Origin of the sequence: Sodalis sp. RH19 (genome assembly GCF_047324215.1) — a bacterium.
GTDB lineage: Bacteria > Pseudomonadota > Gammaproteobacteria > Enterobacterales > Enterobacteriaceae > Acerihabitans.
Window position 1 is genome coordinate 3,195,903 of record NZ_CP178734.1, and the last position, 26,317, is coordinate 3,222,219.

19 protein-coding genes are annotated in these 26,317 nt (G+C 54.9%); 14 read left to right on the top strand and 5 right to left on the bottom strand.

Features of this window, described 5'->3' with window-relative positions:
• Positions 1-558 precede the first annotated feature (558 nt).
• Positions 559-873, bottom strand: a complete 315-nt coding sequence (bolA, locus tag ACL2XF_RS14555; protein WP_413727072.1) for a transcriptional regulator BolA — start codon at positions 871-873, stop codon at positions 559-561.
• 309 nt (positions 874-1,182) lie between these two features.
• Between bolA and ACL2XF_RS14560 the strand changes: the two genes are divergently transcribed.
• The 8 genes from ACL2XF_RS14560 to ACL2XF_RS14595 all read left to right on the top strand — a co-directional run bounded on the left by ACL2XF_RS14560 (position 1,183) and on the right by ACL2XF_RS14595 (position 10,086).
• Positions 1,183-1,761: a lipoprotein gene (locus ACL2XF_RS14560; protein WP_410016190.1), complete on the top strand. Its 579-nt coding sequence runs from the start codon at positions 1,183-1,185 to the stop codon at positions 1,759-1,761.
• A 77-nt stretch (positions 1,762-1,838) separates the two neighbouring features.
• On the top strand, positions 1,839-3,326 hold the full coding sequence (gene ampG, locus ACL2XF_RS14565; RefSeq protein WP_410016191.1) for a muropeptide MFS transporter AmpG: 1,488 nt from the start codon (positions 1,839-1,841) through the stop codon (positions 3,324-3,326).
• 449 nt (positions 3,327-3,775) lie between these two features.
• Positions 3,776-4,708 (top strand): cytochrome o ubiquinol oxidase subunit II, encoded by a 933-nt coding sequence (gene cyoA / locus ACL2XF_RS14570; protein WP_410016192.1) that lies wholly within the window; start codon positions 3,776-3,778, stop codon positions 4,706-4,708.
• A 5-nt stretch (positions 4,709-4,713) separates the two neighbouring features.
• Entirely contained in the window at positions 4,714-6,708 is a 1,995-nt protein-coding gene (gene cyoB / locus ACL2XF_RS14575; RefSeq protein ID WP_410016194.1) for a cytochrome o ubiquinol oxidase subunit I, read from the top strand.
• On the top strand, positions 6,698-7,318 hold the full coding sequence (locus ACL2XF_RS14580) for a cytochrome o ubiquinol oxidase subunit III (protein WP_410016195.1): 621 nt from the start codon (positions 6,698-6,700) through the stop codon (positions 7,316-7,318). The genes cyoB and ACL2XF_RS14580 overlap by 11 nt, the downstream gene beginning before the upstream one ends.
• On the top strand, positions 7,318-7,653 hold the full coding sequence (locus ACL2XF_RS14585) for a cytochrome o ubiquinol oxidase subunit IV (RefSeq protein WP_413727073.1): 336 nt from the start codon (positions 7,318-7,320) through the stop codon (positions 7,651-7,653). Before ACL2XF_RS14580 ends, ACL2XF_RS14585 begins: the two co-directional genes overlap by 1 nt.
• A 15-nt stretch (positions 7,654-7,668) precedes the next feature.
• Positions 7,669-8,559 (top strand): heme o synthase, encoded by an 891-nt coding sequence (gene cyoE, locus ACL2XF_RS14590; RefSeq protein ID WP_410016197.1) that lies wholly within the window; start codon positions 7,669-7,671, stop codon positions 8,557-8,559.
• A 162-nt stretch (positions 8,560-8,721) separates the two neighbouring features.
• Positions 8,722-10,086: an MFS transporter gene (locus tag ACL2XF_RS14595; RefSeq protein WP_410016198.1), complete on the top strand. Its 1,365-nt coding sequence runs from the start codon at positions 8,722-8,724 to the stop codon at positions 10,084-10,086.
• Positions 10,087-10,172: 86 nt separating this feature from the next.
• On the opposite strand, the gene ACL2XF_RS14600 is transcribed toward ACL2XF_RS14595, so the two are convergent.
• Positions 10,173-15,218 carry an RHS repeat-associated core domain-containing protein gene (locus ACL2XF_RS14600; protein ID WP_410016199.1) on the bottom strand — a complete coding sequence of 1,682 codons (5,046 nt, stop codon included), beginning with the start codon at positions 15,216-15,218 and terminating at the stop codon, positions 10,173-10,175.
• 598 nt (positions 15,219-15,816) lie between these two features.
• Positions 15,817-16,308 carry a YajQ family cyclic di-GMP-binding protein gene (locus ACL2XF_RS14605; RefSeq protein WP_331122703.1) on the bottom strand — a complete coding sequence of 164 codons (492 nt, stop codon included), beginning with the start codon at positions 16,306-16,308 and terminating at the stop codon, positions 15,817-15,819.
• Positions 16,309-16,504: 196 nt separating this feature from the next.
• Between ACL2XF_RS14605 and panE the strand changes: the two genes are divergently transcribed.
• Together panE and yajL are read left to right on the top strand one after the other, a co-directional pair.
• On the top strand, positions 16,505-17,422 hold the full coding sequence (gene panE, locus ACL2XF_RS14610; protein ID WP_410016200.1) for a 2-dehydropantoate 2-reductase: 918 nt from the start codon (positions 16,505-16,507) through the stop codon (positions 17,420-17,422).
• On the top strand, positions 17,382-17,975 hold the full coding sequence (gene yajL, locus ACL2XF_RS14615) for a protein deglycase YajL (RefSeq protein WP_410016201.1): 594 nt from the start codon (positions 17,382-17,384) through the stop codon (positions 17,973-17,975). The genes panE and yajL overlap by 41 nt, the downstream gene beginning before the upstream one ends.
• An 85-nt stretch (positions 17,976-18,060) precedes the next feature.
• Here the strand turns inward: yajL and thiI are convergent, their stop codons facing one another.
• A complete protein-coding gene (thiI, locus tag ACL2XF_RS14620; protein ID WP_410016202.1) occupies positions 18,061-19,509 on the bottom strand; it encodes a tRNA uracil 4-sulfurtransferase ThiI in 1,449 nt (482 codons plus the stop codon).
• Positions 19,510-19,738: 229 nt separating this feature from the next.
• On the opposite strand from thiI, the gene xseB reads away from it, so the two are divergent.
• Genes xseB through dxs form a run of 3 tightly spaced genes read left to right on the top strand, consistent with a single transcriptional unit; the run spans position 19,739 to position 22,782 of the window.
• Positions 19,739-19,981: an exodeoxyribonuclease VII small subunit gene (gene xseB, locus ACL2XF_RS14625; RefSeq protein WP_410016203.1), complete on the top strand. Its 243-nt coding sequence runs from the start codon at positions 19,739-19,741 to the stop codon at positions 19,979-19,981.
• Positions 19,982-19,984: 3 nt separating this feature from the next.
• Positions 19,985-20,881 carry a (2E,6E)-farnesyl diphosphate synthase gene (gene ispA, locus ACL2XF_RS14630; protein WP_410016204.1) on the top strand — a complete coding sequence of 299 codons (897 nt, stop codon included), beginning with the start codon at positions 19,985-19,987 and terminating at the stop codon, positions 20,879-20,881.
• Positions 20,882-20,919: 38 nt separating this feature from the next.
• Positions 20,920-22,782 carry a 1-deoxy-D-xylulose-5-phosphate synthase gene (gene dxs / locus ACL2XF_RS14635; protein ID WP_410016205.1) on the top strand — a complete coding sequence of 621 codons (1,863 nt, stop codon included), beginning with the start codon at positions 20,920-20,922 and terminating at the stop codon, positions 22,780-22,782.
• 1,011 nt (positions 22,783-23,793) lie between these two features.
• Here dxs and ACL2XF_RS14640 read toward each other — a convergent pair.
• A complete protein-coding gene (locus tag ACL2XF_RS14640; protein ID WP_413722251.1) occupies positions 23,794-25,050 on the bottom strand; it encodes a dicarboxylate/amino acid:cation symporter in 1,257 nt (418 codons plus the stop codon).
• A gap of 216 nt (positions 25,051-25,266) precedes the next feature.
• On the opposite strand from ACL2XF_RS14640, the gene ACL2XF_RS14645 reads away from it, so the two are divergent.
• Positions 25,267-26,241 (top strand): aldo/keto reductase, encoded by a 975-nt coding sequence (locus ACL2XF_RS14645; protein ID WP_410016207.1) that lies wholly within the window; start codon positions 25,267-25,269, stop codon positions 26,239-26,241.
• The last annotated feature ends 76 nt before the right edge of the window (positions 26,242-26,317 follow it).

A 26,317-nucleotide genomic window follows, 5' to 3' on the forward strand; every position in this document is an offset into this window, starting at 1 on the left:
CGAATCGGGCGTGGTGTTCCCGCCCGACCGAGCGCCCCATGGCGCGGTATGCCCGCCAACACCGTTCCTAAAGCAGACGTGTTCAAGGGAGACCGTGCCAATGGGGTCGAATCGGGCGTGGTGTTCCCGCCCGACCGAGCGCCCCATGGCGCGGTATGCCCGCCAACACCGCGCTCAAAGCAGACGTGTTAAGGGAGACCGTGCCAATGGGGTCGAATCGGGCGTGTTATCCCGCCCGACCGAGCGCCCCACGGCATGCCAGGCCCGCCAACACCGCAGCGAATCACGGCGTGTTTGAGGGAGAGCATGCCGATGGGGTCGAATCGGGCGTGGTGTTCCCGCCCGACCGAGCGCCCCATGGCGCGGTATGCCCGCCAACACCGTTCCTAAAGCAGACGTGTTCAAGGGAGACCGTGCCAATGGGGTCGAATCGGGCGTGTTATCCCGCCCGACCGAGCGCCCCACGGCATGCCAGGCCCGCCGACACCGCAGCGAATCACGGCGTGTTTGAGGGAGAGGATGCCCGCCAACGGCAGACGCAAATAAAAGGTAATCAGTTCAGGCGATAAGCCGGGCGCCGCGGCACGGCGGCGATGCGGGAACCGCGTTCTGCAGGCTGGTCCACTCTTTCAGGGTATAGGCATGCAGCGCAAGCGCGTGAACCGGACCGGCCAGTTCTTCCGCCAACACGGCGTACAGGGAACGATGGCGCGTTAAAATGCGCTCGCCCGTGAAGTTTTCGCTCACCACGATCACTTTAAAATGGCTTTCCGCACCCGCCGGCACATTATGCCGGTAGCTCTCGTCCACGACTTCCAGGAAGATCGGATCAAACGCCGCCCTTATTTTTGCTTCAATCTGCTCGCGAAACATTTCATTCTCCTTACTGCGTAGGCCGCGTGCCCTGCACTGTCAATTAAACTTTAGCTGACTTTTTATTAACTCATAGCACTATTATCATAAATTTTTGTCTTAAAAAGCCGAAACTTCAGCCTGGTTTAACAGTATATGGAGTGACGAAACGGTTAAAAAGACATTTTTTTGCCGAGCCCCCGCCACAGCGGGAAGATCTGACCATGACGCAATTTAGCGTGATTCAGATCTTCCCCCGGCCAGCGGCGATGATATGATGAGAGCAATATCTCTCACCCCTAATGCATCTTAATGATTGAGAAGGCGATTATGCTTAAAAAATTGTTTTTCCCCTTATTGGCCGCGCTGTTGCTCGCCGGCTGCGCCGGCAAGAGCAACACCCTCGACATCACGCCTAAAATCGAGTTGCCGCAACAGGATCCGATGATTCGCGGCGCCACCGTCAGCGTCAACGGCGCCGATCAGCGCACCGACCAGGCGCTAGCCAAGGTGAACCGCGACGGCGAACTGGTCGTCCTCACCCCGTCGCGCGACCTGCGCTTCCTGCTGCAGGAAGTGCTGGAAAAACAGATGACCGCCCGCGGCTATATGGTTGGACCGAACGGCGGCGTCGACCTGCAAATTATCGTCAACAAACTGTATGCGGATGTATCCCAAGGCAATGTGCGCTATAACATCACCACCAGCGCGGATATCTCGATAATTGCCCAGGCGAAAAACGGCAATAAACAGATAAAACATTACCAGTCCACCTACAATGTCCAGGGCGCGTTTGTCGCCAGCAATCAAAAAATCACCAATGCGGTGAACAGCGTGCTGGGGGATGTCATCAGCGATATGGCGCAGGACACCAGTATCACCAACTTTATTAAACAAAACGCCCAGTAATTTTTGCCTTATCCTGCCCGCGTTCAGGCGGGCAGCCGCCGGTCCCGCAACGCCAATGAGACAGCAGAAAGCCGCCCATGCCTAATCACCAGCTCAGCCTCGCCACCCTCGCCCAGCCGCGATCCCTCATGTTATTGTGCCTGGGCTTCGCCTCGGGGCTGCCGCTCGCGCTCACATCAGGCACGCTCCAGGCCTGGATGACGGTGGCCGATGTCGATTTAAAGACCATCGGATTCTTTTCGCTGGTGGGGCAGGCGTACGTGTTTAAGTTTCTCTGGTCGCCGCTGATGGACAGATACCAGCCGCCGCTGCTGGGCCGGCGGCGCGGCTGGCTGGTGATAACCCAACTGTTGCTGATGGCCGGGCTTATCGCCATGGGCACCCGGGATCCGTCGCGCGATCTCATGCTGATGGCCCTGCTGGCGGTATGGGTGGCGTTTTGCTCCGCCTCGCAGGATATCGTGTTCGATGCCTATAAAACCGATCTCCTGGCGCCGCAGGATCGCGGCACCGGCGCGGCGGTGTCGGTGCTGGGCTATCGCGTCGGCATGCTGGTATCCGGCGGGCTGGCCCTGTGGCTGGCGGATCGGCTGCTGGGCTGGCAGGCCACCTACTGGCTGATGGCAGGACTGATGCTGATCGGCGTGATCGTCGCCCTGCTGGCGCCGGAGCCGGACGACGCGGTTCCCGCGCCGCCGACCCTTGAACAAGCGGTGGTGGCGCCGCTGAAGGATTTTTTCGGCCGCAATAACGCGTGGCTTATCCTGATGCTGATTGTCTTTTATAAGCTTGGCGACGCCTTTGCCGGCAGCCTTAGCACCACGTTCCTTATTCGCGGCGTCGGTTTTGCCGCCGGGGAAGTGGGGGTGGTCAACAAAACCCTCGGCCTGCTGGCCACCGTGGTGGGCACCCTGGCAGGCGGCCTGCTGATGCAGCGCCTGTCGCTGTTTCGCGCCCTGATGCTGTTCGGCCTGCTGCAGGCGGTCTCCAACGCCGGTTACTGGCTGCTGGCGGTTACGGATCGGCATATCCTGACCATGGGCGCGGCCATTTTTGTCGAGAATCTTTGCGGCGGCATGGGAACCGCAGCCTTCGTGGCGTTGTTGATGACTTTATGCAACAAGTCCTTTTCCGCCACGCAGTTTGCCCTGCTGTCCGCGCTGTCGGCGGTGGGCCGGGTCTATGTCGGCCCCATCGCCGGCTGGTTCGTGGAGCTCCATGGCTGGGCCTGGTTCTATGTCTTTTCCATCATCGCCGCGTTTCCCGGCCTGCTCCTGCTGCTGTTATGCCGTGAAACCCTGCGGTTTACCCAGGAAACCGACAGTTTCCTGCGGCGCGACGGTTTTATCGGTCCCTATCGCTGGGCGCTGCGGCTGCTGATGCTGGGCGCGGCGCTGCTGGCCATAAGCCTGCTGCTGCTGGCGCTGCAGGCCCTGGGATGGCTGGCGTCCGGGTCCATTACAGGTTTTTTGTGGGAATCAGGGGCGATGTTGCTGGCTTTGGGTATACTAAGCGGGTGCTGGTGCGATTTTATATCAATGCGGCGCGCCAAAAACGCCGTTTGAGTCGATTAAAAAATAAGCGTTGTGTTGCCGACGCAATAACTGGCGAAAAAATAGCCCGGATAGCGGGGACATATTTTTTGTATCGGAATACGATATTTTTTTATGCCAGTAATGTGACAATTTAGTCAATCTACTATTTTCAAGCGGTCATATTTGCCGGCTTGTAGTTTATTTGTCTAAAAATGCTACTGCATTGTTAATGCAATGATACTAAAACTGCGGTGTTATTCTTTCTAAGGCGGATAAAGCGGCGGTTTGGTTTATTTCTCTCTAAGCCTTTGTGGATATTCATGTTTTGTTATAATTTCGGTTGCCAAAGATTTCATTTGCAAAAAGCGGAAACATGTTTCTGACAAAAGCTTAAGCGTGTTTACAGTACTGCAACCTTCCCGTAAAATGCCCACACACAAGAAACGACATTAAAGCCCTTTTTTTATTGAGGTCGTTAGATGAGACTCAGGAAATACAATAAAAGTTTAGGGATTCTGTCATTGTTTTGCGCCTCCGCCCTGCTGAGCGGTTGCGATATGGCGTTAATGAATCCCAAAGGACAGATTGGACTGGAGCAACGTTCACTCATACTCACCGCCCTTGGGCTGATGTTATTAGTGGTTGTACCTGCAATCGTCATGGCAGTGGTTTTTGCCATCAAATATCGCGCGTCCAATACCCAGGCGACGTACAGCCCCAACTGGTCCCACTCCAGCAAAGTGGAACTGGTGGTGTGGACTGTCCCGATCCTGATCATTATTTTCCTGGCGCTCCTTACCTGGAAATCAACCCATGCGCTGGACCCCAGCAAGCCGATTGCCTCCGACGCCAAGCCCATCACCATCCAGGTGGTCGCCATGGACTGGAAGTGGCTGTTCATTTATCCTGAGCAGGGCATCGCCACCGTCAACCAGATAGCCTTCCCCACCAACGTGCCGGTCAGGTTCGAAATCACCTCCAACTCGGTGATGAATTCGTTCTTTATCCCGCGCCTGGGCGGCCAGATCTACGCCATGGCGGGCATGAACGCCACGCTGCATCTGATTGCCAACGAATCCGGCTCCTATGACGGCATCTCGTCGAACTTCAGCGGCAGGGGGTTCTCCGGCATGAAATTCAAGGCCATTGCCACGCCGGACCAGCAAGGGTTTGATGATTGGGTGGCCAAAGTTAAAGCCTCGCCGGAAACGCTCACCACCATGGATGCCTACGAACAGTTGGCCGCGCCCAGCGAATTCAATCCGGTTGAGTATTTCTCCAGCGTTAAGCCTGACTTGTACCATGCGGTGATTGATAAATTCATGGGCAAGGGCAAGAGCATGGACATGACCCAGGACAAGGACATGGACATGAGCATGAGTGAGCACTCTCACGCGGGAACCGAGGAATAACTACGATGTTGGGAAAATTAACGCTGGATTCGGTTCCGTACCACGAACCGATCATTATGATCACCGTCGCCGCCATTATCGTCATCGGCGCGGCGCTGGTGGCAGGCATTACGTATTTCGGTAAATGGGAATATCTCTGGAAAGAGTGGTTCACCACCGTCGATCATAAAAAAATCGGCGTCATGTATATGATCGTGGCGTTCGTCATGCTGCTGCGCGGCTTCGCCGACGCCATCATGATGCGTTCGCAGCAGGCGCTGGCCTCGGCCGGCGAGGCCGGCTTCCTGCCGCCGCACCATTACGACCAGGTGGTGACCGCCCACGGCGTCATCATGATCATCTTCATGGCCACCCCGTTCGTGGTCGGGCTGATGAACCTGGCGGTGCCGCTGCAAATCGGCGCGCGCGACGTGGCCTTCCCGTTCCTGAACTCACTGAGCTTCTGGTTCTTCGTGGTGGGCGTGATCTTGATTAACGTCTCGCTGGGCATCGGCGAATTCGCCCAGACCGGCTGGGTCGCCTATCCGCCGCTGGCCGGCAAGGAGTACAGTCCCGGCGTCGGGGTCGACTACTGGATCTGGAGTATCCAGATAGCCGGTATCGGCACCACCCTCACCGGCGTTAACTTCTTCGCCACCATCATGCGGATGCGCGCGCCGAACATGCCGATGATGAAAATGCCGGTCTTTACCTGGGCCTCGTTGTGCACCAACGTGCTGATCATCGCCGCCTTCCCGATCCTGACCGTGACCATCGTGCTGCTGACCCTGGACCGCTACCTCGGCACCCATTTCTTTACCAACGACATGGGTGGCAACATGATGATGTATGTCAACCTGTTCTGGGCCTGGGGCCATCCGGAAGTGTATATCCTGGTGCTGCCGGTGTTCGGCGTGTTCTCGGAAGTGGTGGCCACCTTCTCCAAGAAGCGGCTGTTCGGGTATACGTCCCTGGTATGGGCCACCATCGCCATTACCATCCTGTCGTTTTGCGTGTGGCTGCATCACTTCTTCACCATGGGCTCCGGGGCCAATGTCAACGCCTTCTTCGGCATCATGACGATGATTATCGCCATTCCGACCGGGGTTAAGATCTTCAACTGGCTGTTTACCATGTACCAGGGCCGCATCGTCTTTAACTCGGCCATGCTCTGGACCGTCGGCTTTATCATCACCTTCTCCATCGGCGGCATGACCGGGGTGCTGCTGGCGGTGCCGGGCGCCGACTTCGTGCTGCACAACAGCCTGTTCCTGATTGCCCACTTTCATAACGTCATCATCGGCGGCGTGGTGTTCGGCTGCTTTGCCGGCATGACCTACTGGTGGCCGAAGGCCTTCGGCTACACCCTGAATGAAAAATGGGGTAAACGCGCGTTCTGGTTTTGGATCGTCGGCTTCTATGTCGCCTTTATGCCGCTGTACGCCCTGGGCTTCATGGGCATGACCCGTCGCCTGAGCCAGCAGATTGACCCGCAGTTCCATGCCTTGCTGCTGGTTGCCGCCGGCGGGGCGGCGTTAATCGCGCTCGGTATCCTGTGCCAGGTCATCCAGATTGTGCTGAGCGTTATCCAGCGCGATCAGAACCGCGATTTGACCGGCGACCCGTGGGGCGGACGCACCCTGGAATGGTCCACCTCCTCGCCGCCGCCGTTCTATAACTTTGCCGTGGTGCCGGATGTCCAGGATCACCGCGATGCCTTCTGGCAGATGAAGGAAGACGGCACCGCTTACCAAAAACCGGCGTCCTACGAGCCAATCCACATGCCGAAAAACACCGGCGCGGGCGTGGTGATCGCGGCGTTCAGCCTGTTCTTCGGGTTTGCCATGATCTGGCATATCTGGTGGCTGGCGATTATCGGCTTCGCCGGCATGATCGTTACCTGGATTGTGCACAGCTTCAAGGAAGACGTGGACTACTACGTGCCCGTCGCGGAAGTGGAACGCATCGAAAACCGTCATTTTGAACAAATCAGCGAAGCGGGCCTGAATAATGTCAACTGAGATCTTACATAATCACGATCATGTAGACGCCCATGCCGGCCATGGGCACCACGACGCCGGGGCGATTAAGGTCTTCGGCTTCTGGATTTACCTGATGAGCGACTGTATTTTATTCGCCACGCTGTTCGCCACCTATGCCGTACTGGTTAACAGCACCGCGGGCGGTCCGTCGGGTAAGGAAATCTTTGAACTGCCGTTTGTGCTGGTGGAAACCTTCTGCCTGCTGTTCAGCAGCATTACCTACGGCATGGCGATACTTGCCATGAACCAGGGCAATAAAAGCCGGGTTAACGCCTGGCTGGGCCTGACGTTCCTGTTCGGACTGGCGTTTATCGGCATGGAGCTGTATGAATTCCATCACCTGATTGCCGAAGGCAACGGCCCGGACCGCAGCGGCTTCCTCTCGGGGTTCTTTACCCTGGTGGCGACGCACGGTCTGCACGTGACCTCGGGACTGATCTGGATGGCGGTAATGATGGTACAGGTGGCGAAACGCGGCCTCACCGCCACCAACCAGACCCGGTTGATGTGCCTGAGCCTGTTCTGGCATTTCCTTGACGTGATCTGGATATGCGTCTTTACCGTGGTGTATTTGATGGGGGCCATGTAATGAGTAGTCATGCAACAACCGGGCACGGCGGCGCCAGCCACGGCAGCCTGAAAACGTATCTCATCGGTTTTGTCCTGTCGATCATCCTGACCGTCATTCCTTTTGTCATGGTGATGAACGGCTCGGCGACCAAAACCACGCTGATTGCCGTCCTGGCGCTGTGCGCCGTGGTGCAGATCATGGTCCACCTGGTGTATTTCCTGCATTTGGATCGCTCCTCCGAGCAGCGGTGGAACGTGGTGGCGCTGGTCTTCGCCGTACTCATCATCGCCATTCTGGTTGTCGGTTCCCTGTGGGTCATGCTGCATCTGAACTACAACCTGATGAGCCATTAACCGAGCGTAATCCTGATGATTAAGCAATACCTGCAAGTAACAAAACCAGGAATTATTTTCGGTAATTTAATTTCTGTCATCGGCGGATTTTTGCTGGCCTCCAAAGGCCAAATTGACCATGCCTTATTTTTCGCCACCTTAATCGGTGTCTCACTGGTGGTCGCCTCGGGTTGTGTTTTCAACAACTTTATCGACCGGGACATTGATAAAAAAATGGAAAGGACCAAGAACCGGGTCCTGGTGAAAGGACTTATCTCCCCGCAAGTGACCCTGGTTTACGCGACTGTGTTGGGTATCGCCGGTTTTGTGCTGCTGTACGTGGCGGCCAACCCGCTGGCCATGTGGCTGGCGGTGGCGGGCTTTATTGTCTATGTGGGCGTTTATAGCCTGTATATGAAGCGCAAGTCAGTTTATGGCACCCTTATCGGCAGTTTGTCCGGCGCGGCGCCGCCGGTTATCGGCTACTGCGCCGTCAGCGGCCGGTTCGATATGGGCGCGTTGATTCTGCTGCTGATTTTCAGTCTCTGGCAAATGCCGCATTCCTACGCCATCGCCATTTACCGTTTCAAGGACTACCAGGCGGCGTCAATCCCGGTGCTGCCGGTAAAACGCGGCATATCGGTGACCAAAAACCATATTACCCTGTATATTATCGGGTTTATGGTGGCGACGCTGATGCTGACCCTGGGCGGTTACGCCGGCTATAAATATTTTATCGTCGCGGCCGCGGTCAGCGTCTGGTGGCTGGGCATGGCGTTGCAGGGCTATAAATCGGCCAACGACGACAAGGTCTGGGCGCGCAAGCTGTTTATTTTCTCCATCGTGGCGATCACCTCATTGAGCGTGATGATGTCCGTGGACTTTATGGTCCCGGCCAGCAACAGCCTGTTATCGTACGTCTGGTAAAATCCGCATTGACCTATGGCTGGCAAAGCCCCGGTTTTGCCAGCCCCCTGCCCCGCCATCGACACCCTTTCGCCGCCATCTGTTACATCTGTTAAAAGACGTTCCGTTTACCCGGTTCGCACGGCGCATTAAAATGATGTGGGTAGCTCTCTTGAGGTAGTAATGAACGATACTAAAATGACCGGCAGCGAACTGCGCGCCACCTGGGGCTTGGGTACGGTGTTCTCGTTACGCATGCTGGGCATGTTTATGGTGCTGCCGGTACTGACCACTTACGGTATGGCATTACAAGGCGCCAGCGAAGCCCTGATTGGGCTGGCCATCGGCATCTATGGCCTGGCGCAGGCGCTATTCCAGGTACCTTTCGGCCTGATCTCCGACCGGGTCGGCCGCAAGCCGCTGATTATCGGCGGGCTGCTGGTGTTTGCCCTGGGCAGCGTTATCGCCGCCCTCACCGATTCGATCTGGGGCGTCATTTTAGGGCGTGCGCTGCAGGGATCGGGGGCCATCGCCGCCGCCGTTATGGCGCTGCTGTCCGATTTAACCCGCGAGCAGAACCGCACCAAAGCCATGGCATTTATCGGCGTCAGCTTCGGCGTCACCTTTGCCATCGCCATGGTGCTGGGGCCGATAATAACCCATGCCCTGGGCCTGCATGCGCTGTTTTGGGGTATCGCCCTGCTGGCGCTGGCGGGCATCATCATCACCCTGGCCATCGTACCGGCGGCGGATAGCCATATGCTTAACCGCGAGTCCGGCATCGTCAGAGGAAGCTTTAGCAAGGTGCTGGCCAACGGCCAGCTGGTTAAGCTCAATATCGGCATTTTTTGCCTGCATGCGCTGCTGATGTCGAGTTTCGTCGCCCTGCCGCCGATGATGGCCAAGGCCGGCCTGGCGCCCGCCGATCATTGGAAAGTCTATCTTATTACCATGCTGGTATCCTTTGCAGCGGTAGTGCCATTTATCATCTACGCCGAGGTTAAGCGGCGGATGAAGCGGGTATTTATGATCTGCATTACCCTGTTGCTGCTGGCGGAAATCGTGCTGCTGGCCGCGGGGCAGCATTTGTGGACGATATTTGCCGGCATCCAGATTTTTTTCCTGGCGTTCAATGTCATGGAAGCCATTCTGCCCTCGCTTATCAGTAAAGAAGCACCGGCCGGGTATAAAGGCACCGCCATGGGCGTCTATTCCACCAGCCAGTTTCTCGGCGTGGCGGCCGGCGGTAGCCTGGGGGGATTATTGTATCAATGGCAGGGGGCGTGGCTGGTATTTACCTTTGGCGCGGCGCTGGCGGCGATGTGGTGGGTTATCAGCATTTCGCTTAAGGAACCGCCTTATGTCAGCAGCCTGCGCATTACCTTGTCGGAACTGGCGGTTAAGGATGGCGCGCTGGCGGAAAGACTGAAAGCGCAGCCTGGGGTTACCGAGGTGGTGGTGGTGGCGGAAGAACGGAGCGCCTATATCAAAATTGATACCAAGCAAACCAGCCGATTAGAACTCGAACGGTTGATAAGCTTGGTATAAACCAAATTTATTAGGGTCTCTACTTAGGTCTTGGATTGAATAAATCCCAGGCGCTGTCCGATAATGAAAGCATATGAGTATAGGGTTCAAAAGTGTATAGCATCATCTGCGGCAGCCCAAAAATAACGCCATGGATTCAATCGGCAAAAGACGCCATCAATATATTGATAACGAAGACCCGCCTTACCTAGCTCACTGAAAAGGCTATTTAAGTTGGCAAATTTATAATCAATTACGCCTCTGGCGGGGAACACGACGTCCACATTATACCGTTGAGATAGATGGAATAGCGTCTCATATGCTTGTTCTTCGATTTCCAAGCTGTCTTCAATTGGATATTGCATAAGATTATAATTAATTACATAAGCCCCAGGAAGAACAATATTCCTTGATTGATAGCTACTATCCATAATGCCAACCAACCCAGGATCATTAAGAAATCGCCCTTCGCGCCCAAAAAAACGGACAGCGGTGCCATCAGAAACCTCAATACGTTCACCACTAAAAAATGGTTGAGCCCCATGGGCGTCAATGATTAATCGATCGGAATATTGCGAGCCTCTGAATATAATAAAATCTTCGCCTAACATTTCCCCACCCGCAGCCAATGCAGCCCTATTAGCAGCGAGTACCGACAACTTCGCACCCGCCGCCGCCGCACCCAAGGCTCCTAATCCACCGAGGCCTGTCCCTAATGAAACCCAACCGAGAATAGCTGATGTACGCGGATTCGATCCTTCTAAAGCAGCCGAAGCAATTCCGGTCGCGGCGGAGGTGAGCTCAAGTAAACCTGCCACCCCATATAAGGCCATCACGCCCGCGGTGGCTGCCGCCAATGAGTAGCCGAAGGTAGGTATGGCTAACACTAACCCTATCACACTAAATAAAACGGTAAATGCTAATCTTCTGCTTAAGTGACCATCCAAATCAATGCCGTTTATTGGATCATTGTTGCAATAGACGTAGGGGTTTATGCCCCCCGCACCAAATGGGCTGAGGCTGTCGGGGCTGTTAAAGCGCATTAAAATCGGGTTGTATGAACGGTAGCCATTGCCCAATGGGTAAGCGCCGGTAATAGCATCGCGCAGCTCACCCTTAAATCCCGGCAAGGCTGGATCCTCCGTTTGACGGTAACCCCATGGGGTGTACAAATGGAGTTCGGTATTAAAGGTGGCAGTAACGTCAAAACTTACGCGGCCGGTTAAAACTACATTTAGCAATCTATCTCTCGCCATTTCTGCCATGTCTTCAAAAAAACCGTTGGCTCTTGATATCTTTAACCATTTAGCAACCCAGGCAGTATCATTGGCATCAGCATCACGTTTCAACTGTGGTGTATTATGCTCGTATATAATGTTACTCACCGGCTGATGATCAATTTCTTCTTTTGCCAGGCGATCCATGCCATCATAATCATAATTACCTGAATGCTCAGGTGAATGGGCTTTTATTAGCCGCCCGAGAATATCGTACTGCAATGTACGCCCCGCCTCGTCCACATCCATTCTCCCATTAGCATCATAGTGGAGTGAAATTAACGGGGGATAGACTGGAGCACTGTGTGAGACCGAGGTCAATTGAGTAGGATCATCCGGATTGTCATAATGAAACTCCGCATAATCATCTCCATAAAAAAAATGCGTGTGACAGCGGGTCATATTATTCAACGCATCGTAGGAAAAATTCTGTTCATCAAATTGTTGACCATAAGCATCCGTAGCAAACTCATGGCTTTCACTTTTCATATGAATAAGCCGGTTACACTCGTCATATTCGTATAATTCATGGTTTACAAGTTTTTCATCCAAAGTGATCTTTTTATCAAGAATATTCCCATTTCGTTCATAAAAATATTCTATTGTTAGTTTCGTTTCCTTGAAATTGGTTTGAAAATCCGCTCCCATAACAATTTCACGTTTATACTCACGACTGAACTCATCATAGGAAAATTTGGTATTAACGTAAAAATCAACATAACCATCGGTATGGTTTAACTCGGCCACGCGGCCAAAATCATCGTAATCCGTTTTAGTGTAAGAATTAATATTTTGACCTAATATTTGTTGACCTGTTTGTTTAGAGTACCAAAAAGAACGTTCATAAGTGGATGATGGATTATCCCCTGACAGACTACCTTTTTTTTCAGCGCCCAACAATGTCCAATCGAATCTAATACTAGCGTTGATGTCAGAAGAAAAATCTTCTTGCCCAAGTTGCCCAGAAGGTGAATAAAACCAGCGTTGCATAATCCGCCCCCGGCCTACCGGATAGTCAACATTTTCACTTGTCGAAGCTTGTATTTTCCCGGCCAGGGTATTCCAGGAATATACTTTGTATAGACTTCGATCGGCTACTAAACTGACCACATTGCCCAATTCTGGAATATATTGATATTCAAGTGATTGTCCCGCCGGGGTGGTTACTACGCTAGGTTTAGGATTAGCACCAATATATTCATAAGTATATCTGCGCCCGCCAGAAACGGACTCCTTCAAACGTCCCAAACTATCGAATGCCTGAGTGCCTAATATCGTCACGTTTTCCTGTATATCTTGTACACTAACTTCGGTTACGCAGGGTTTATCAGTATGGACGGCATACTTTCGTAAAGTTGCATTTTTATCAGGCAAACCTACCATAACTTGCCTATGAAACGCATCATATTCGTAATGGGTGACATAGCCTTTTTCGTCTTTGTACTCACGCAGCAAGCCGTAGCCATCATATCTTGAGCTAGTTTCAGAATAAACGCTGCCATCAAGACTAATACATGATTTTTTTAGCGGTTGCATCCCTATATTAAAATCGATCCTGATATCGCCAAGTTTTTTATTAGGATCGGTGGAACTGTATTTTTTCAAGGTTGCCTGAAGTTTAATCGGATCAAACTGTATTTCCTCATGGGTTCCGTCACTGCGTCTTATCACGCTGACATTTCCCCAAGGTTCATATTCCATGGTAGCTGTAATACTTACGCTTTCTTCTATTTCATCAGGTGTGGGAACAAAGTGGTCAGTCAGGGTATTAGATAAAACCTGGCTAATAGCATTATATTCCTTACTTTCGATCTCAAACCATTCATCGCTTTCGGCGCGATCAATATTATTGGATGCCTTTTTAACTGGCCTTCCTAGACCATCAAACCAGCTGCGTATCTTATTGCCGGAAGCATCGGTGGTGGTTGTCACCCCAAAATTACCGTCACAGTTTCTCTCTATGTAGTAATCTAGTGTGCTTATACGTTGATAGGCGGTGCCGGGATTTTGCGTGTGCCGGATTAAACGGCCCAACAAATCATAGTCATAATTGTGTTGACTGTTTTGCGCATCGACTTCTGACAGCACGCGTCCGGTGCAAGAAGAGGTTCTGCTGGCGGTGGCATAGGCTAGGCCATCATAGCCGGTGTCATCCCTGGATATGACTAAAATAACACCCGACAAGAAATAGGTAAATTGTGTGGTGGCGGGATAGCTGTGATCGCCATCGATAAACGTTTTGACCCTCCGTTCTAGCCTGCCATGCATTGGGTTGTTGTTAAGAGGGCTGCTTATATAGAATAGTTCCTCGCTGGTGATAAGTACCTCTTCTGATTTCACCGATTCATGGGCATAAAAGTGGCTTTTTTTCGGAACAATGGACCAGGCGGCCGGTGCATTATCTATTGAGGGAAAACTTTCATATTCATGTACTGTCACTGTATATTCAGTAATAAATTCCCGACTAGAAGGTTTGATGGTTTGTTTATATAAATAGCGTACAAACCCCCAGGGATCTAATGTCTCTGGATGCTCCTTATTATTCTGATAATATTCATTTTCGATAATCATACCATCGGGATTTTGCTGCCAAACTAGGTTGCCGCCTTCGTCGTAGCGCGTTTCGGTAGTTTCCACCCTGGTGATTTTATCCGGAGATATGTAGGTTATTTTTTGAGTGGACGCCAGCTGATATTGACTGGGCTGGGCATCAAAAGGCTCTGTCAAATTAGAATTAAACACAGTTTCTTTTTTAGTGACATAGCTTTTTGAGTCACGCGTTACCGTTTTTATCACTTCTATATCATTATGCAATACATCAAATACATATCGAATACTAATGGTATCAGCACCGTTTGTATATTCTTCATGTTGATAGTATTGATAATCAAAAAGATACTGACTATGCTCAAGCAGATAGTCACGATAGTGTACCCAAAATTGTTCAGGGGAGTGACCGCCAAGAAAATTGGATAAAGAGTAGGTGTAGTTGCTGGTGATGAGGGGAGTTTTACCGCCGATGCTTGTTACCTTTTTCGATACTCTCGGTAATGCCGGTAAATACGCGCTAGTAGGGAAGACCGTTGCGCTATCTTCATAGGTTATTTCATACGTAATATCAGGATCGGCATGCATTTTTGTAAGTAAGCGGTAATGAAGAAAATTAGTATATTCAAATTCGGAACTCGCCAATATTTCGTTTTCGCTTAAGGTCAACACTTCGCTAAGACTATTATGGTCATCAAATCGTAATGCGAACGAAATAGATTCTTGGGTGCCCGGCCAGGCAGTTATTAAAGTAAGCCGATCTTCGGGGAGACCACTTTGATTGAAATAATCAATTCTTAAGGTCCCAAAATCATTGTCGACTATGGAAGTCAACTTAGGCATCGTATTGGAGTCGACAATATCCCATTGAAACATCAACATTAAACCAAAGGGGTTGTAAATCCTCAGGACAACTTTGAACGTGTCCATCTTTTGCGGGCTGCCTAATTCTTCCACTATGCCATTTTTCCATATAATCCGATAACCGTTTTCTGTTCTAACAAAATGGAAGTTAGTCAGTTTTTTTTGTATCACCTCAATGCCTTGTGGGGTTTCGATGACACTATATTGTTCACCTGAACTCAGTACTAAAATCCCATAGGCAGTATCATAATAAGAATAGCCAAGATGAAATCCTAAGCCAAAACCATAATTAAAGCTACCAAACCCATTATAGCTGAGCGCGACCTGGAAAACGGGCCCTAATCCCGCATTGCCCACCAAGTTCACTAAGGGCAAATAAACATTAAACATGCCGGTACGCGGATTGACCGTGGTTTGATTGGCATCGCTATAATTAAATGCCTGGGATGAAAATTGTCTACTCATGATGACACCTCACCTACTGTTGCTATTATGACAAATTTTTCACAGTGAGTAACAAACGGTATAAGTACTTTTCGCGTAATGTGAGAAAGGTATAATCATTTATTCCCGCGTGAAAAAATTTATAGAAATTAAGAAATAAGGCTTAAAGCATATAAATACTGTCGACTCGCTAACTCTTGGGGAAAGCATTATGATGCCCACGCCAAAACGACATTAAGCCTTGGCGTTAGACTTCACACATTAATGCCACCAATCGTTTAAATAATTTTCTGTTAAGTTAAAAACGCTAAAGAAGATCACTGTAAAATCAATGCATACATTTATGTTATATAAACAGATATGTTATAAATTTTACATAGAGTGACTTTTTAATTAATATTACTCGTTCCTCTACAAAGATATCTATTCCCCATAGTGATAGCAAACAGAGGGATTCATTTCAATAGGCATGCATTGATTATGCAAAAAAGGGTATTCAGGCGGCATTTTTTGATACGCTAAAACTAAAAACCGCGCCCGCTCTATTTAATAACAGACGCCTATCTTATTAAGTTATATAGATTAAAATGGGCAAGTCGCCCTGCCGTCAGCCCAGCACTTAATCGCGAAAATTAGTAAACTGAAACGGCTGGCCCAGCTCTCCGCCTTTGACCAGCGCCATGGCGCCCTGCAAATCATCGCGGGATTTGCCGGTAACCCGTACCTGCTCGCCCTGGATTTGCACCTGTACCTTCAGCTTGCTGTCTTTGATCAGTTTCACCAGCTTCTTGGCCAGGGTGGATTCGATGCCTTGCTTGAGCTTGGCCTCGACGCTATAGGTTTTGCCGCTGCGCGCCATCTCGTCCGGCAGCTCTATCGCCCCGCCCTCAATACCGCGTTTGGCCAATTTTTCCCGCAGGATCTCGACCAGTTGCTGCACCTGGAAATCGGATTCGCTGGTGGCGGTGATGCTTTGGTTTTTTTCATTGAGCTCAAAACTTGCCGGTACGTTGCGAAAATCCCAGCGGGTGGTGAGCTCGCGGCTGGCATTCTCCACCGCGTTGCGAACTTCCTGCATATCTATTTCTGAAACGATGTCAAATGAGGGCATAATGTGTCTCCGGCTGCCATTCTTTGGTTAGCATCATACCCGCTTGGTTTGCCAGATACAAAATACTGTCCGCGGCGTCGGCAAAAAAATGAATAGGCCTAAAACGGCCCTTGATAGGCAGCGAATATGTCTATAATCAGAGCAATCTACGCGCAGGCAGGCGCTGGTTGGCTTAATGCATAGCAAAGGTTAAAACATGAATATTACCGTTCTCGGGTGTGGCGCCATCGGCCAGTTGTGGCTGGCCGGACTGGTGAGCCAGGGGCACAACGTCCAGGGATGGCTGCGCGTGCCGCAGTCGTCTTGTACGGTGGATGTGGTGACGCCCCTGGGGGAGAACGTGCGGCATCAGTTGCCCGCCAACAACGCCGCGCTTTTGTCCGGGAGTGATCTCTTGCTGGTGACGCTGAAAGCCTGGCAGGTTTCCGGCGCCATCCGCACGCTGTTGCCGCAGCTCAGGGCGGACTGCGCCATTTTATTGCTGCATAACGGCCTGGGCACCCGCGAAGAGCTGCCTGCGCTTACCCAGCCGTTGTTGCAGGGCATCACCACCCACGCGGCTTATCGCAGCGAGAGCGGCAGCATTATCCATGTCTATAACGGTACCACCCGTATCGGCCCGCTGACGGAAAACGCGCAGTCCATCAGCCACCTGGCGGAAAAGCTGCACGAGGCGTTGCCGGATGTGGCCTGGCATAACAATATCGCCGCTTCCTGCTGGCTTAAACTGGCCGCCAACTGTGTCATCAACCCGCTGACGGCGGCCTATGAGTGCCGTAACGGCGAGATAGAACAGTATATCGATCAGATCGAAGCGCTGTGCCGCGAAGTGGCGATGGTCATGGATCGCGAGGGATACCATACTTCTTATGAAAGCCTGCTGTTTTACGTTGGGCAAACCATTAAAAGCACCGCGGGCAATACGTCGTCGATGCTGCAGGATATTCGCGCCCAGCGTCATACCGAGATTGACTATATTAATGGTTACCTGGTGCGGCGGGCGCGGGTACATGGCCTGAGCGTACCGGAAAACCAGCGGTTGTATGAGCTGATCAAACAGAAGGAGGACCACTATGGGCGTCTCGGCGATGGTATGTCTGGCGACTGGGAGTGAAGAAACCGAAGCGGTGACCGTGATCGATCTGCTGGTCAGGGCCGGCATTGAGGTGACGGTGACGGGCGTGGGCGTGGGCAACGCGAGCCATGGGATTGTCTGCTCGCGCGGAGTACGGCTGCTGGCCGATGCCCCGCTGGCGACGGTGGCCGGCCGGGCGTTCGACGTTATCGTCCTGCCGGGCGGCGTCAAGGGCGCCGAGGCCCTGCGCGACAGCGCGGCGCTGATTGATTGCCTGCGTCTGGCAAGTCGCGCCGGCAGACTGATTGCCGCCATCTGCGCGGCGCCGGCGTTGGTGCTGGTACATCATCGCCTGTTTCCTGATGCCGCGTTAACGGGGTTCCCGGCGTTGAAAGACCGGATCCCGGCGTCGCAATGGCGGGACGAGCGGGTCGTTTACGATAAAACGGCGAACCTGCTGACCAGCCAGGGTCCGGGTACGGCGATGGAGTTTGCCTTGCATATTATCGGGCTGCTACTGGGCGGAAGCAAAGCGGCGGAAGTGGCGGCGCAGCTGGTGCTGCCTGCGGGCATACGGGATTTCGCCGGGTAACTCACTCCGGGATCCCGGCCGGCGATGGCGAACACGCTTGCCGTTTGCCGTATTTAGCGTACGGCAAGCGGCCGGGACGCGGCCTTTAAGGGCGGTATACCTTGACGTTGTGAAAGCCCTGCTCACGCAGGTACAGCGCCTGCAGCCGGCTCATGACGCCCCGCTCGCAGTACAGGAGATAGGACTTGCTCTGGTCAAGGGTGCCGAACTGGGTGCCGAGCTTATAGAACGGCAGCGCCTGGACCACGATGTTGTCCATCAGCAGCGGCTGGCTTTCCTGCTCGTCCACCGGGCGGATATCCAGCACGATATCATTGCCGCCGACGTCGGCCGCGGTTTCCACTTCCACCACATCCTGGCGGGTCTGCTCGATGATTTCGCGGATATCGATGCTGCTGGCGTCCGCCACCGCCCGTTCGAGCACGCTGAAGTCAAAATGCGCTTCTTCCTGCTCGATACGATGCTTTACGGCCCTGACCGTGGGACTTTTAGAAATCACGCCGCAATATTCCGGCATGGTTTTGGCGAATTCCTCAGTGCCGATGGCGCGCGCCGTATTGATGATCTGCTCTTTATCATGGGAAATCAGCGGCCGCAGCACCAGCGTATCGGAGACGTTATCGATCAGGCGCAGGTTGGTGAGGGTCTGGCTGGAGACCTGCCCCAGGGCTTCACCGGTCACCAGCGCCTGGATGCCGAAGCGTTCCGCCATTTCCGATGCCGCGCGGATCATCATGCGCTTGAGCACCACGCCCATTTGGCCGTCATCGACTTTTTCCAGGATTTCACCCACAACGGCGGCAAAATCAATGGCGATAAACCGCACCCGGTGGGAACTGCCGTAGCGGTTCCAGAGATGATGCGCCACCTGGCGCACGCCGATTTCATGCGCCGCGCCGCCCAGGTTAAAGAAGCAGTAATGCACCCGGCAGCCGCGGCGCATCAGCATATAGCTGGAAACGCCGGAATCAAAACCGCCGGAAATCAGCGACAGCACATCTTCCTGGGTACCGATAGGGAATCCGCCAATGCCTTCATAGCGCGCGGTGATAAGCAGCAGGCGATCGTCTTCGATTTCCAGGTGGATGGTTTCTTCGGGATGGTTGAGCCGCACGCGGGTGCCAGACACGTTCTGGTTCAGGCCGCCGCCGACGTAGCGTTCCACATCCTGCGAAGTAAATTCATGGGTGCCGCGGCGTTTTACGCGCACGCAAAATGTTTTATCCACCAGCCGGTCGTGGTACTGCGCCAGCGTCTGCACATAAATGTCGTGCATATCCGTATAGGTGTGTTCTTCCACCGCCAGGATATGATGGATGCCGGGAATACGGGTCAGCGCCTCGCAGATAACCGGGCGCTTGCTCTCGTCCCTGGCGCGTACGATGATATGATCCCAATGACGCACCACCGTCAGGGACTCGTCATAATGTTTCATGACGTTGCGGATATTGCTGGCGAGAATTTTAATAAAGCGCAACCGTACCGACTGGCTTTTTATCGTAATTTCCGGAAACAGTTTGATGATAAACTTCATGGCGATAGTCGTTATGTGATCAGAAGAAAAAGGTAACGTAGCGGAACACGTCATATAATAAGATAGGGATAATCCGGCGCAGTACGCCTGGATATTACCCTTAGCATCCGAGGCGCGCAGTATATCACTTTACGCCGCGGCATTGAGCCCAATTTGCTTATCATCGCACTCTGGGCTAACGTTGTCTGTTTTCATATGCCATGCCCTTTACGTTGGTGAAAAAATCGTTATGCCGAAAAAAACCGAACAGCCCGCCAGTTTTGAAACTGCACTAAAAGAATTGGAACAGATTGTCACCCGCCTGGAATCGGGCGAGCTTCCGCTGGAAGAGGCGCTGAACGCATTTGAACAGGGCGTGCAGCTGGCGCGCCACGGCCAGCAGACCTTGCAGCAGGCGGAGCAGCGGGTGCAGATATTGCTTAGCGACGAGAACACTGCGCCGCTGACGCCGTTTACCCCGGACGCGGAATAAACCATGGAGTTCGCGCTGCAGCTAAAGGCCTGCCATCTGCGGGTCGACGGGGCGCTGGACCGGTTTTTCGCTTCCCTGGATCCCCGGGAACCGCTGACCCAGGCCATGCGCCACGGCGCGTTACTGGGCGGCAAGCGCCTGCGGCCGTTCCTGGTTTACCGTACCGGCCAGCTGTTCGGCCTGCCTTTGGCGGACCTGGACGCGCCGGCGGCGGCGGTGGAATGCATCCACGCGTATTCCCTCATCCATGACGACCTGCCGGCAATGGACGACGACGACCTGCGGCGCGGTCAACCGACCTGCCATATTAAATTTGGTGAAACCACCGCCATCCTGGCCGGGGACGCGCTGCAAGCCCTGGCGTTTTCCATTCTGGCCGACGCGCCGATGCCGTCGGTGGCGACGCGGGATCGCCTGGCGATGATCTCGGCGCTGGCCCAGGCCAGCGGCGCGGCCGGCATGTGCCTCGGCCAGGCGCAGGATTTGGCGGCGGAAGTGACGCCGGTCAACCTGGCGGATCTCGAGACCATTCACCGTTATAAGACCGGCGCGCTGATCCGCTCGGCGGTAACCATGGGCGCGCTGGCGGCCGGGGAACCGGGCCGTGCGGCCCTGCCCTTCCTCGATCGTTATGCCGCCGCCATCGGCCTGGCCTTCCAGGTCCAGGACGATATTCTCGACGTGGTGGGCGATACCGCGACGCTTGGTAAACGCCAGGGCGCGGATCAACAGCTGGGCAAAAGCACCTACCCGGCGCTGCTGGGGCTTGATAACGCGCGCGCCAAGGCACATGATCTGATCCAGGAGTCATTGGCGGCTTTAACGCATGTCGAAAGCCTGGGTTATGATACGTCGGCCCTGAACGCGCTGGCACGGTTTGTCATTGAACGCGATAAGTAAAAAAAAGCGTCTTTTTCCATCCCAGATATGAGTATCCGATGAGTATTGATCTGACGAAGTACCCGACGTTGGCCTTAGCCGAAGTACCCGCCGAGCTGCGGCTGCTGCCGAAAGAGAGTTTAGTGAGGCTCTGCGACGAGCTGAGGCGGTTCCTGCTGGACAGCGTCAGCCGCTCAAGCGGCCATTTCGCCTCGGGTCTGGGTACCGTGGAACTTACCGTTGCGCTGCATTATGTCTATAACACCCCGTTTGATCATGTGGTGTGGGACGTCGGCCACCAGGCCTATCCGCACAAAATCCTGACCGGACGCCGCGACCAGATCGGCACCATTCGCCAGAAAGACGGCCTGCATCCTTTTCCCTGGCGCGGCGAAAGCGACTATGACGTGCTGTCGGTCGGCCACTCCTCCACCTCCATCAGCGCCGGGCTCGGCATGGCGGTGGCCGCCGGACATGAAGGCAAAGGGCGCCGTACCGTGTGCGTCATCGGCGACGGCGCCATTACCGCCGGCATGGCGTTCGAGGCGATGAACCATGCGGGGGATATCAAGTCGGACCTGCTGGTGATCCTCAATGATAACGAAATGTCGATCTCCGAAAACGTCGGCGCGCTGAACAACCATCTGGCGCAGATTCTTTCCGGCAAGCTGTACTCTACCCTGCGCGAGGGAGGCAAGCGGGTGCTGTCCGGCATTCCGCCCATTAAGGAGCTGGTCAAGCGCACCGAGGAACATATCAAGGGCATGGTGGTGCCCGGTACGCTGTTCGAGGAACTGGGATTCAACTATATCGGCCCGGTGGACGGGCACGATGTACTGGGACTGGTGCATACGCTGAAAAACATGCGCGCCATGAAAGGCCCCCAGTTCCTGCATATCATGACCAAAAAAGGCAAGGGGTACGCCCCGGCGGAGAAAGATCCCATCAGCTGGCATGCGGTGCCGAAATTTGATCCCGAGACCGGTACCCTGCCCAAAAGCGCCGGCGGGCTGCCCACCTATTCGGCGATTTTCGGCAACTGGCTGTGCGAGACGGCGGCGACTGACGATAAACTGATGGCAATCACCCCCGCCATGCGCGAAGGCTCGGGCATGGTGCGCTTTTCGCGGCAGTACCCCGGCCAGTATTTCGACGTGGCCATTGCGGAACAACATGCCGTGACCTTCGCCGCGGGCCTGGCCATCGGCGGTTATAAACCGGTAGTGGCCATTTACTCCACCTTTTTGCAGCGCGCCTACGATCAGCTGATCCATGACGTGGCCATCCAGCGTTTGCCGGTGTTGTTCGCCATCGATCGCTGCGGCATCGTCGGCGCCGACGGGCCGACCCACCAGGGCGCGTTTGATTTATCCTTCCTGCGCTGCGTGCCCCACATGGTTATCATGACGCCGAGCGATGAAAACGAATGCCGGCTGATGCTGCATACCGGTTATCACTATCAGGACGGGCCGTCGGCGGTGCGTTATCCACGCGGCAGCGGTACCGGCGCGGCGCTGGCGCCACTGGCGCCGCTGGCCATCGGCAAGGGGATCATCCGCCGCCAGGGCGAAAAGATCGCCATCCTTAACTTCGGCACCCTGCTGGCCGACGCGCGCGTCGTCGCCGACGCGCTAAACGCCACCCTGGTGGACATGCGTTTTGTTAAACCGCTGGATGAAAGTCTTATCGAGGAACTGGCCGCCAGCCACGAAGCGCTGGTGACGCTGGAGGAGAACGCCGTCATGGGCGGCGCCGGCAGCGGCGTGAATGAATTCCTGATGCACCAGCGGCTGCTGGTGCCGGTCTTGAATATCGGCCTGCCCGATCGGTTTATCCCGCAGGGCAGCCAGGAGGAAATGCGCGCCGCGCTCGGGCTGGACAGCGCCGGGATCCAAGCCCGGATTGAGCGCTGGCTGGCCTGAGGGTTTGGCGCGGCGCCTTAGGTAAGCCCGGTGCCGGCGGGCCTACCGTGCCATGGGGCGCTCGGTCGGGCGAAAAAATCACGCCCGATTCGACCCCATCGGCATACTCTCCCTTGAACACGTCTGCTTTAAGCGCGGTGGTGGCGGGCCTACCGTGCCATGGGGCGCTCGGTCGGGCGAAAAAACCACGCCCGATTCGACCCCATCGGCACGCTCTCCCTTGAACACGTCTGCTTTAAGCGCGGTGGTGGCGGGCATACCGCGCCATGGGGCGCTCGGTCGGGCGGGAAAATCACGCCCGATTCGACCCCATTGGCACGCTCTCCCTTGAACACGTCTGCTTTAAGCGCGGTGCCGGCGGGCCTACCGTGCCATGGGGCGCTCGGTCGGGCGAAAAGACCACGCCCGATTCGACCCCATCGGCACGCTCTCCCTTGAACACGTCTGCTTTAAGCGCGGTGGTGGCGGGCATACCGCGCCATGGGGCGCTCGGTCGGGCGAAAAAACCACGCCCGATTCGACCCCATCGGCACGCTCTCCCTTGAACACGTCTGCTTTAAGCGCGGTGGTGGCGGGCATACCGCGCCATGGGGCGCTCGGTCGGGCGAAAAAACCACGCCCGATTCGACCCCATCGGCACGCTCTCCCTTGAACACGTCTGCTTTAAGCGCGGTGGTGGCGGGCATACCGCGCCATGGGGCGCTCGGTCGGGCGAAAAAACCACGCCCGATTCGACCCCATCGGCATGCTCTCCCTTGAACACGTCTGCTTTAAGCGCGGTGGTGGCGGGCATACCGCGCCATGGGGCGCTCGGTCGGGCGGGAAAATCACGCCCGATTCGACCCCATTGGCACGCTCTCCCTTGAACACGTCTGCTTTAAGCGCGGTGGTGGCGGGCATACCGCGCCATGGGGCGGTCGGTCTGGCGGGAAAATCACGCCCGATTCGACCCCATTGGCACGCTCTCCCTTGAACACGTCTGCTTTAAGCGCGGTGGTGGCGGGCTATTTTTCAGTGATTTTCCTGCCATTCGCCCGATGCTTCAGGCTCCGTTTCCGGACGCGACAGCATGGCGGTGGCGATACCGTTGCCCAGTACGTTAATACCTGACCGCCCCATATCCAGCACATGGTCGATACCCATCAACAGCAGGATACCCGCCACCGGGATATTAAAACTTGGAATGGTGGCCGCCAGCACCACCAGCGCCGAGCGCGGCACGCCGGCAATGCCTTTGGACGCCAGCATCAGGGTCAGCATCAGCATGGTGATTTCCGCGCCGGTGAGCCGGATGTTATAGGCTTGGGCGATAAACATGGCGGCAAACGAGCAGTAGATCATCGACCCCACCAGATTAAACGAATACCCCAGCGGCAGCACAAACGAGGCGATATTGTTCGGGCAGCCGAAACGCCGCAGCTGCTCGAGGGTCTTGGGATAGGCGGCCTCGGAGCTGCTGGTGGTGAACGCCAGGATCACCGGCTCTTTCAGCATGCTCAGCAGGCGAAACGTGGCGGATTTCAACACCAGGTAACAGAACCCTATCATCAGCACGCAGCACAGCGCGATGGCCAGGTAATAGCCGCCGATAAACGACGCGTAGCTTTTCAGGATGCCCAACCCTTCGTTGGCGATAACCGACGACACGGCGGCAAAGATGGCGAGCGGCGCCATATACATCACATAGCCCGTCACCTTCAGCATGATATGGGAGACCACGTTCAGTCCGTCCGCCAGCGGTTTATTGAATTTCTCCCCCAGCGACGCCCCGGCGATGCCGAAGAATAACGAAAACACCACGATTTGCAGGATTTCGTTATGCCCCATGGCGTCAACGATGCTGGTGGGGAAGGTATGGGCAATAAAGGTCTTGAACGACATGCCGCTGGCGGCAAGGCCGGTATCCACCGCCTGGGCGGGGATTTGCAGGTTAAGGCCGGCGCCGGGCTGCATGAGGGTGACCACCGTCAGCCCGAGCAAAATGGACACCACGGAGGACGAGATAAACCAGAGAAAGGCTTTGCCGCCCAGGGCGCCGATGGCCGAGGTATCGCCCATATTCATGATGCCTACCGTCAGCGTGGTAAATACCAGCGGCGCAATGACCATCTTAATCAGGCGCAGAAAGATGTCGGTTAATAATGCAATATTGTCCGCATAGGCGTGCGCATTCTCCGCGCTGGCAAACTGGTGCACCAGGGCGCCCATGACGATGCCCAGCAGCATAAAGGCCAGGATAAAGGTGGTTAACTTATTAGATTTAGACATAATTTCCCGGTGTTCAATGTACTACGCGTTTATAGTGACGAGGGGTTGAGAGTAAGTCGCACAATCATCCTTAATGAAGAGGTAAGATTCCATGCAATGGGTCAAGGAAAACCGCATTAATGGGTTTGCCGGCCCGGGGGCTGGATGGCAATCACCCCGCCGCCCATAACAATCTGACTATAATGTAATGATTAACATCACCCTCAGGAGAAAAACATGCAGTTTACCACGCTTGGCAAGACCGATCTTCGCGTATCCCGCCTGTGCCTGGGTTGTATGACCTTTGGCGAACCCACAAGGGGCAAGCATGCCTGGACCCTGCCCGAGGAAAGCTCACGGCTGTTGATAAAGCAGGCGCTGGAGCTGGGTATTAATTTCTTCGATACCGCCAACAGCTATTCGGACGGCAGCAGCGAGGAAATCGTCGGGCGGGCGTTAAACGATTTCGCGCGGCGCGAGGACATCGTTCTCGCCACCAAGGTCTTTTTCCCCATGAGCAATCTGTCGGGCGGCCTGTCGCGCGCCAATATCCTGCAATCCATCGACGACAGTCTCTCCCGCCTCGGCACCGACTATGTCGATCTGCTGCAGATCCACCGTTGGGACTACGACACGCCGCTGGAGGAGACGCTGGAGGCGCTGCACGACGTGGTGCAATCCGGCAAGGCGCGGTTTATCGGCGCGTCGTCGATGTACGCCTGGCAGTTTGCCCGCGCCTTGTATACCGCCGATTTGCATGGCTGGACCCGTTTTGTCAGCATGCAGGATCAATACAACCTGATCCAGCGCGAGGAGGAGCGTGAAATGCACCCCCTGTGCCAGGCCGAGGGGATCGCCGTGCTGCCCTGGAGCCCCCTGGCGCGCGGCAGGCTGACCCGCCCCTGGGGCGAAACCACCGCGCGGGAAGCGTCGGACCTGGTCAGCAAGGCGCTCTATGATAACAGCGCCGACGCCGACGCCCGCATAGCCGAACGCGTGGCGGCCATCGCCGACAGCAAGGGCGTGTCGCGGGCGCAGGTGGCGCTGGCGTGGGTGCTGAGCAAACCGGCGGTTACCGCGCCGATCGTCGGCGCGTCACGCGCCGAACAGCTTGACGACCTGGTCGGCGCCCTGGACGTTATCCTGGATGAGCAGGACATTGCCGAGCTGGAAACCGCCTACGCCCCGCATTATCCGGTCGGTTTTCAATGATCCGCCGCCGGTGGGCAAACCGGCGGCCAACCCCGCCCGCCATGGGCGGGGTACCGTCCTGATGCCGCCCGGCGGA

What these genes read in the sequence shown, in the direction of transcription:
- ACL2XF_RS14605 (WP_331122703.1), bottom strand. Translation starts at nt 16,308, where the DNA reads ATGCCCTCATTTGACATCGTTTCAGAAATAGATATGCAGGAAGTTCGC.
- ACL2XF_RS14600 (WP_410016199.1), bottom strand. Translation starts at nt 15,218, where the DNA reads ATGAGTAGACAATTTTCATCCCAGGCATTTAATTATAGCGATGCCAAT.
- ACL2XF_RS14585 (WP_413727073.1), top strand. Translation starts at nt 7,318, where the DNA reads ATGAGTAGTCATGCAACAACCGGGCACGGCGGCGCCAGCCACGGCAGC.
- cyoB (WP_410016194.1), top strand. Translation starts at nt 4,714, where the DNA reads ATGTTGGGAAAATTAACGCTGGATTCGGTTCCGTACCACGAACCGATC.
- ACL2XF_RS14645 (WP_410016207.1), top strand. Translation starts at nt 25,267, where the DNA reads ATGCAGTTTACCACGCTTGGCAAGACCGATCTTCGCGTATCCCGCCTG.
- panE (WP_410016200.1), top strand. Translation starts at nt 16,505, where the DNA reads ATGAATATTACCGTTCTCGGGTGTGGCGCCATCGGCCAGTTGTGGCTG.
- ACL2XF_RS14580 (WP_410016195.1), top strand. Translation starts at nt 6,698, where the DNA reads ATGTCAACTGAGATCTTACATAATCACGATCATGTAGACGCCCATGCC.
- ispA (WP_410016204.1), top strand. Translation starts at nt 19,985, where the DNA reads ATGGAGTTCGCGCTGCAGCTAAAGGCCTGCCATCTGCGGGTCGACGGG.
- thiI (WP_410016202.1), bottom strand. Translation starts at nt 19,509, where the DNA reads ATGAAGTTTATCATCAAACTGTTTCCGGAAATTACGATAAAAAGCCAG.
- bolA (WP_413727072.1), bottom strand. Translation starts at nt 873, where the DNA reads ATGTTTCGCGAGCAGATTGAAGCAAAAATAAGGGCGGCGTTTGATCCG.
- dxs (WP_410016205.1), top strand. Translation starts at nt 20,920, where the DNA reads ATGAGTATTGATCTGACGAAGTACCCGACGTTGGCCTTAGCCGAAGTA.
- cyoA (WP_410016192.1), top strand. Translation starts at nt 3,776, where the DNA reads ATGAGACTCAGGAAATACAATAAAAGTTTAGGGATTCTGTCATTGTTT.
- ACL2XF_RS14640 (WP_413722251.1), bottom strand. Translation starts at nt 25,050, where the DNA reads ATGTCTAAATCTAATAAGTTAACCACCTTTATCCTGGCCTTTATGCTG.
- ACL2XF_RS14595 (WP_410016198.1), top strand. Translation starts at nt 8,722, where the DNA reads ATGAACGATACTAAAATGACCGGCAGCGAACTGCGCGCCACCTGGGGC.
- xseB (WP_410016203.1), top strand. Translation starts at nt 19,739, where the DNA reads ATGCCGAAAAAAACCGAACAGCCCGCCAGTTTTGAAACTGCACTAAAA.
- ACL2XF_RS14560 (WP_410016190.1), top strand. Translation starts at nt 1,183, where the DNA reads ATGCTTAAAAAATTGTTTTTCCCCTTATTGGCCGCGCTGTTGCTCGCC.
- yajL (WP_410016201.1), top strand. Translation starts at nt 17,382, where the DNA reads ATGGGCGTCTCGGCGATGGTATGTCTGGCGACTGGGAGTGAAGAAACC.
- ampG (WP_410016191.1), top strand. Translation starts at nt 1,839, where the DNA reads ATGCCTAATCACCAGCTCAGCCTCGCCACCCTCGCCCAGCCGCGATCC.
- cyoE (WP_410016197.1), top strand. Translation starts at nt 7,669, where the DNA reads ATGATTAAGCAATACCTGCAAGTAACAAAACCAGGAATTATTTTCGGT.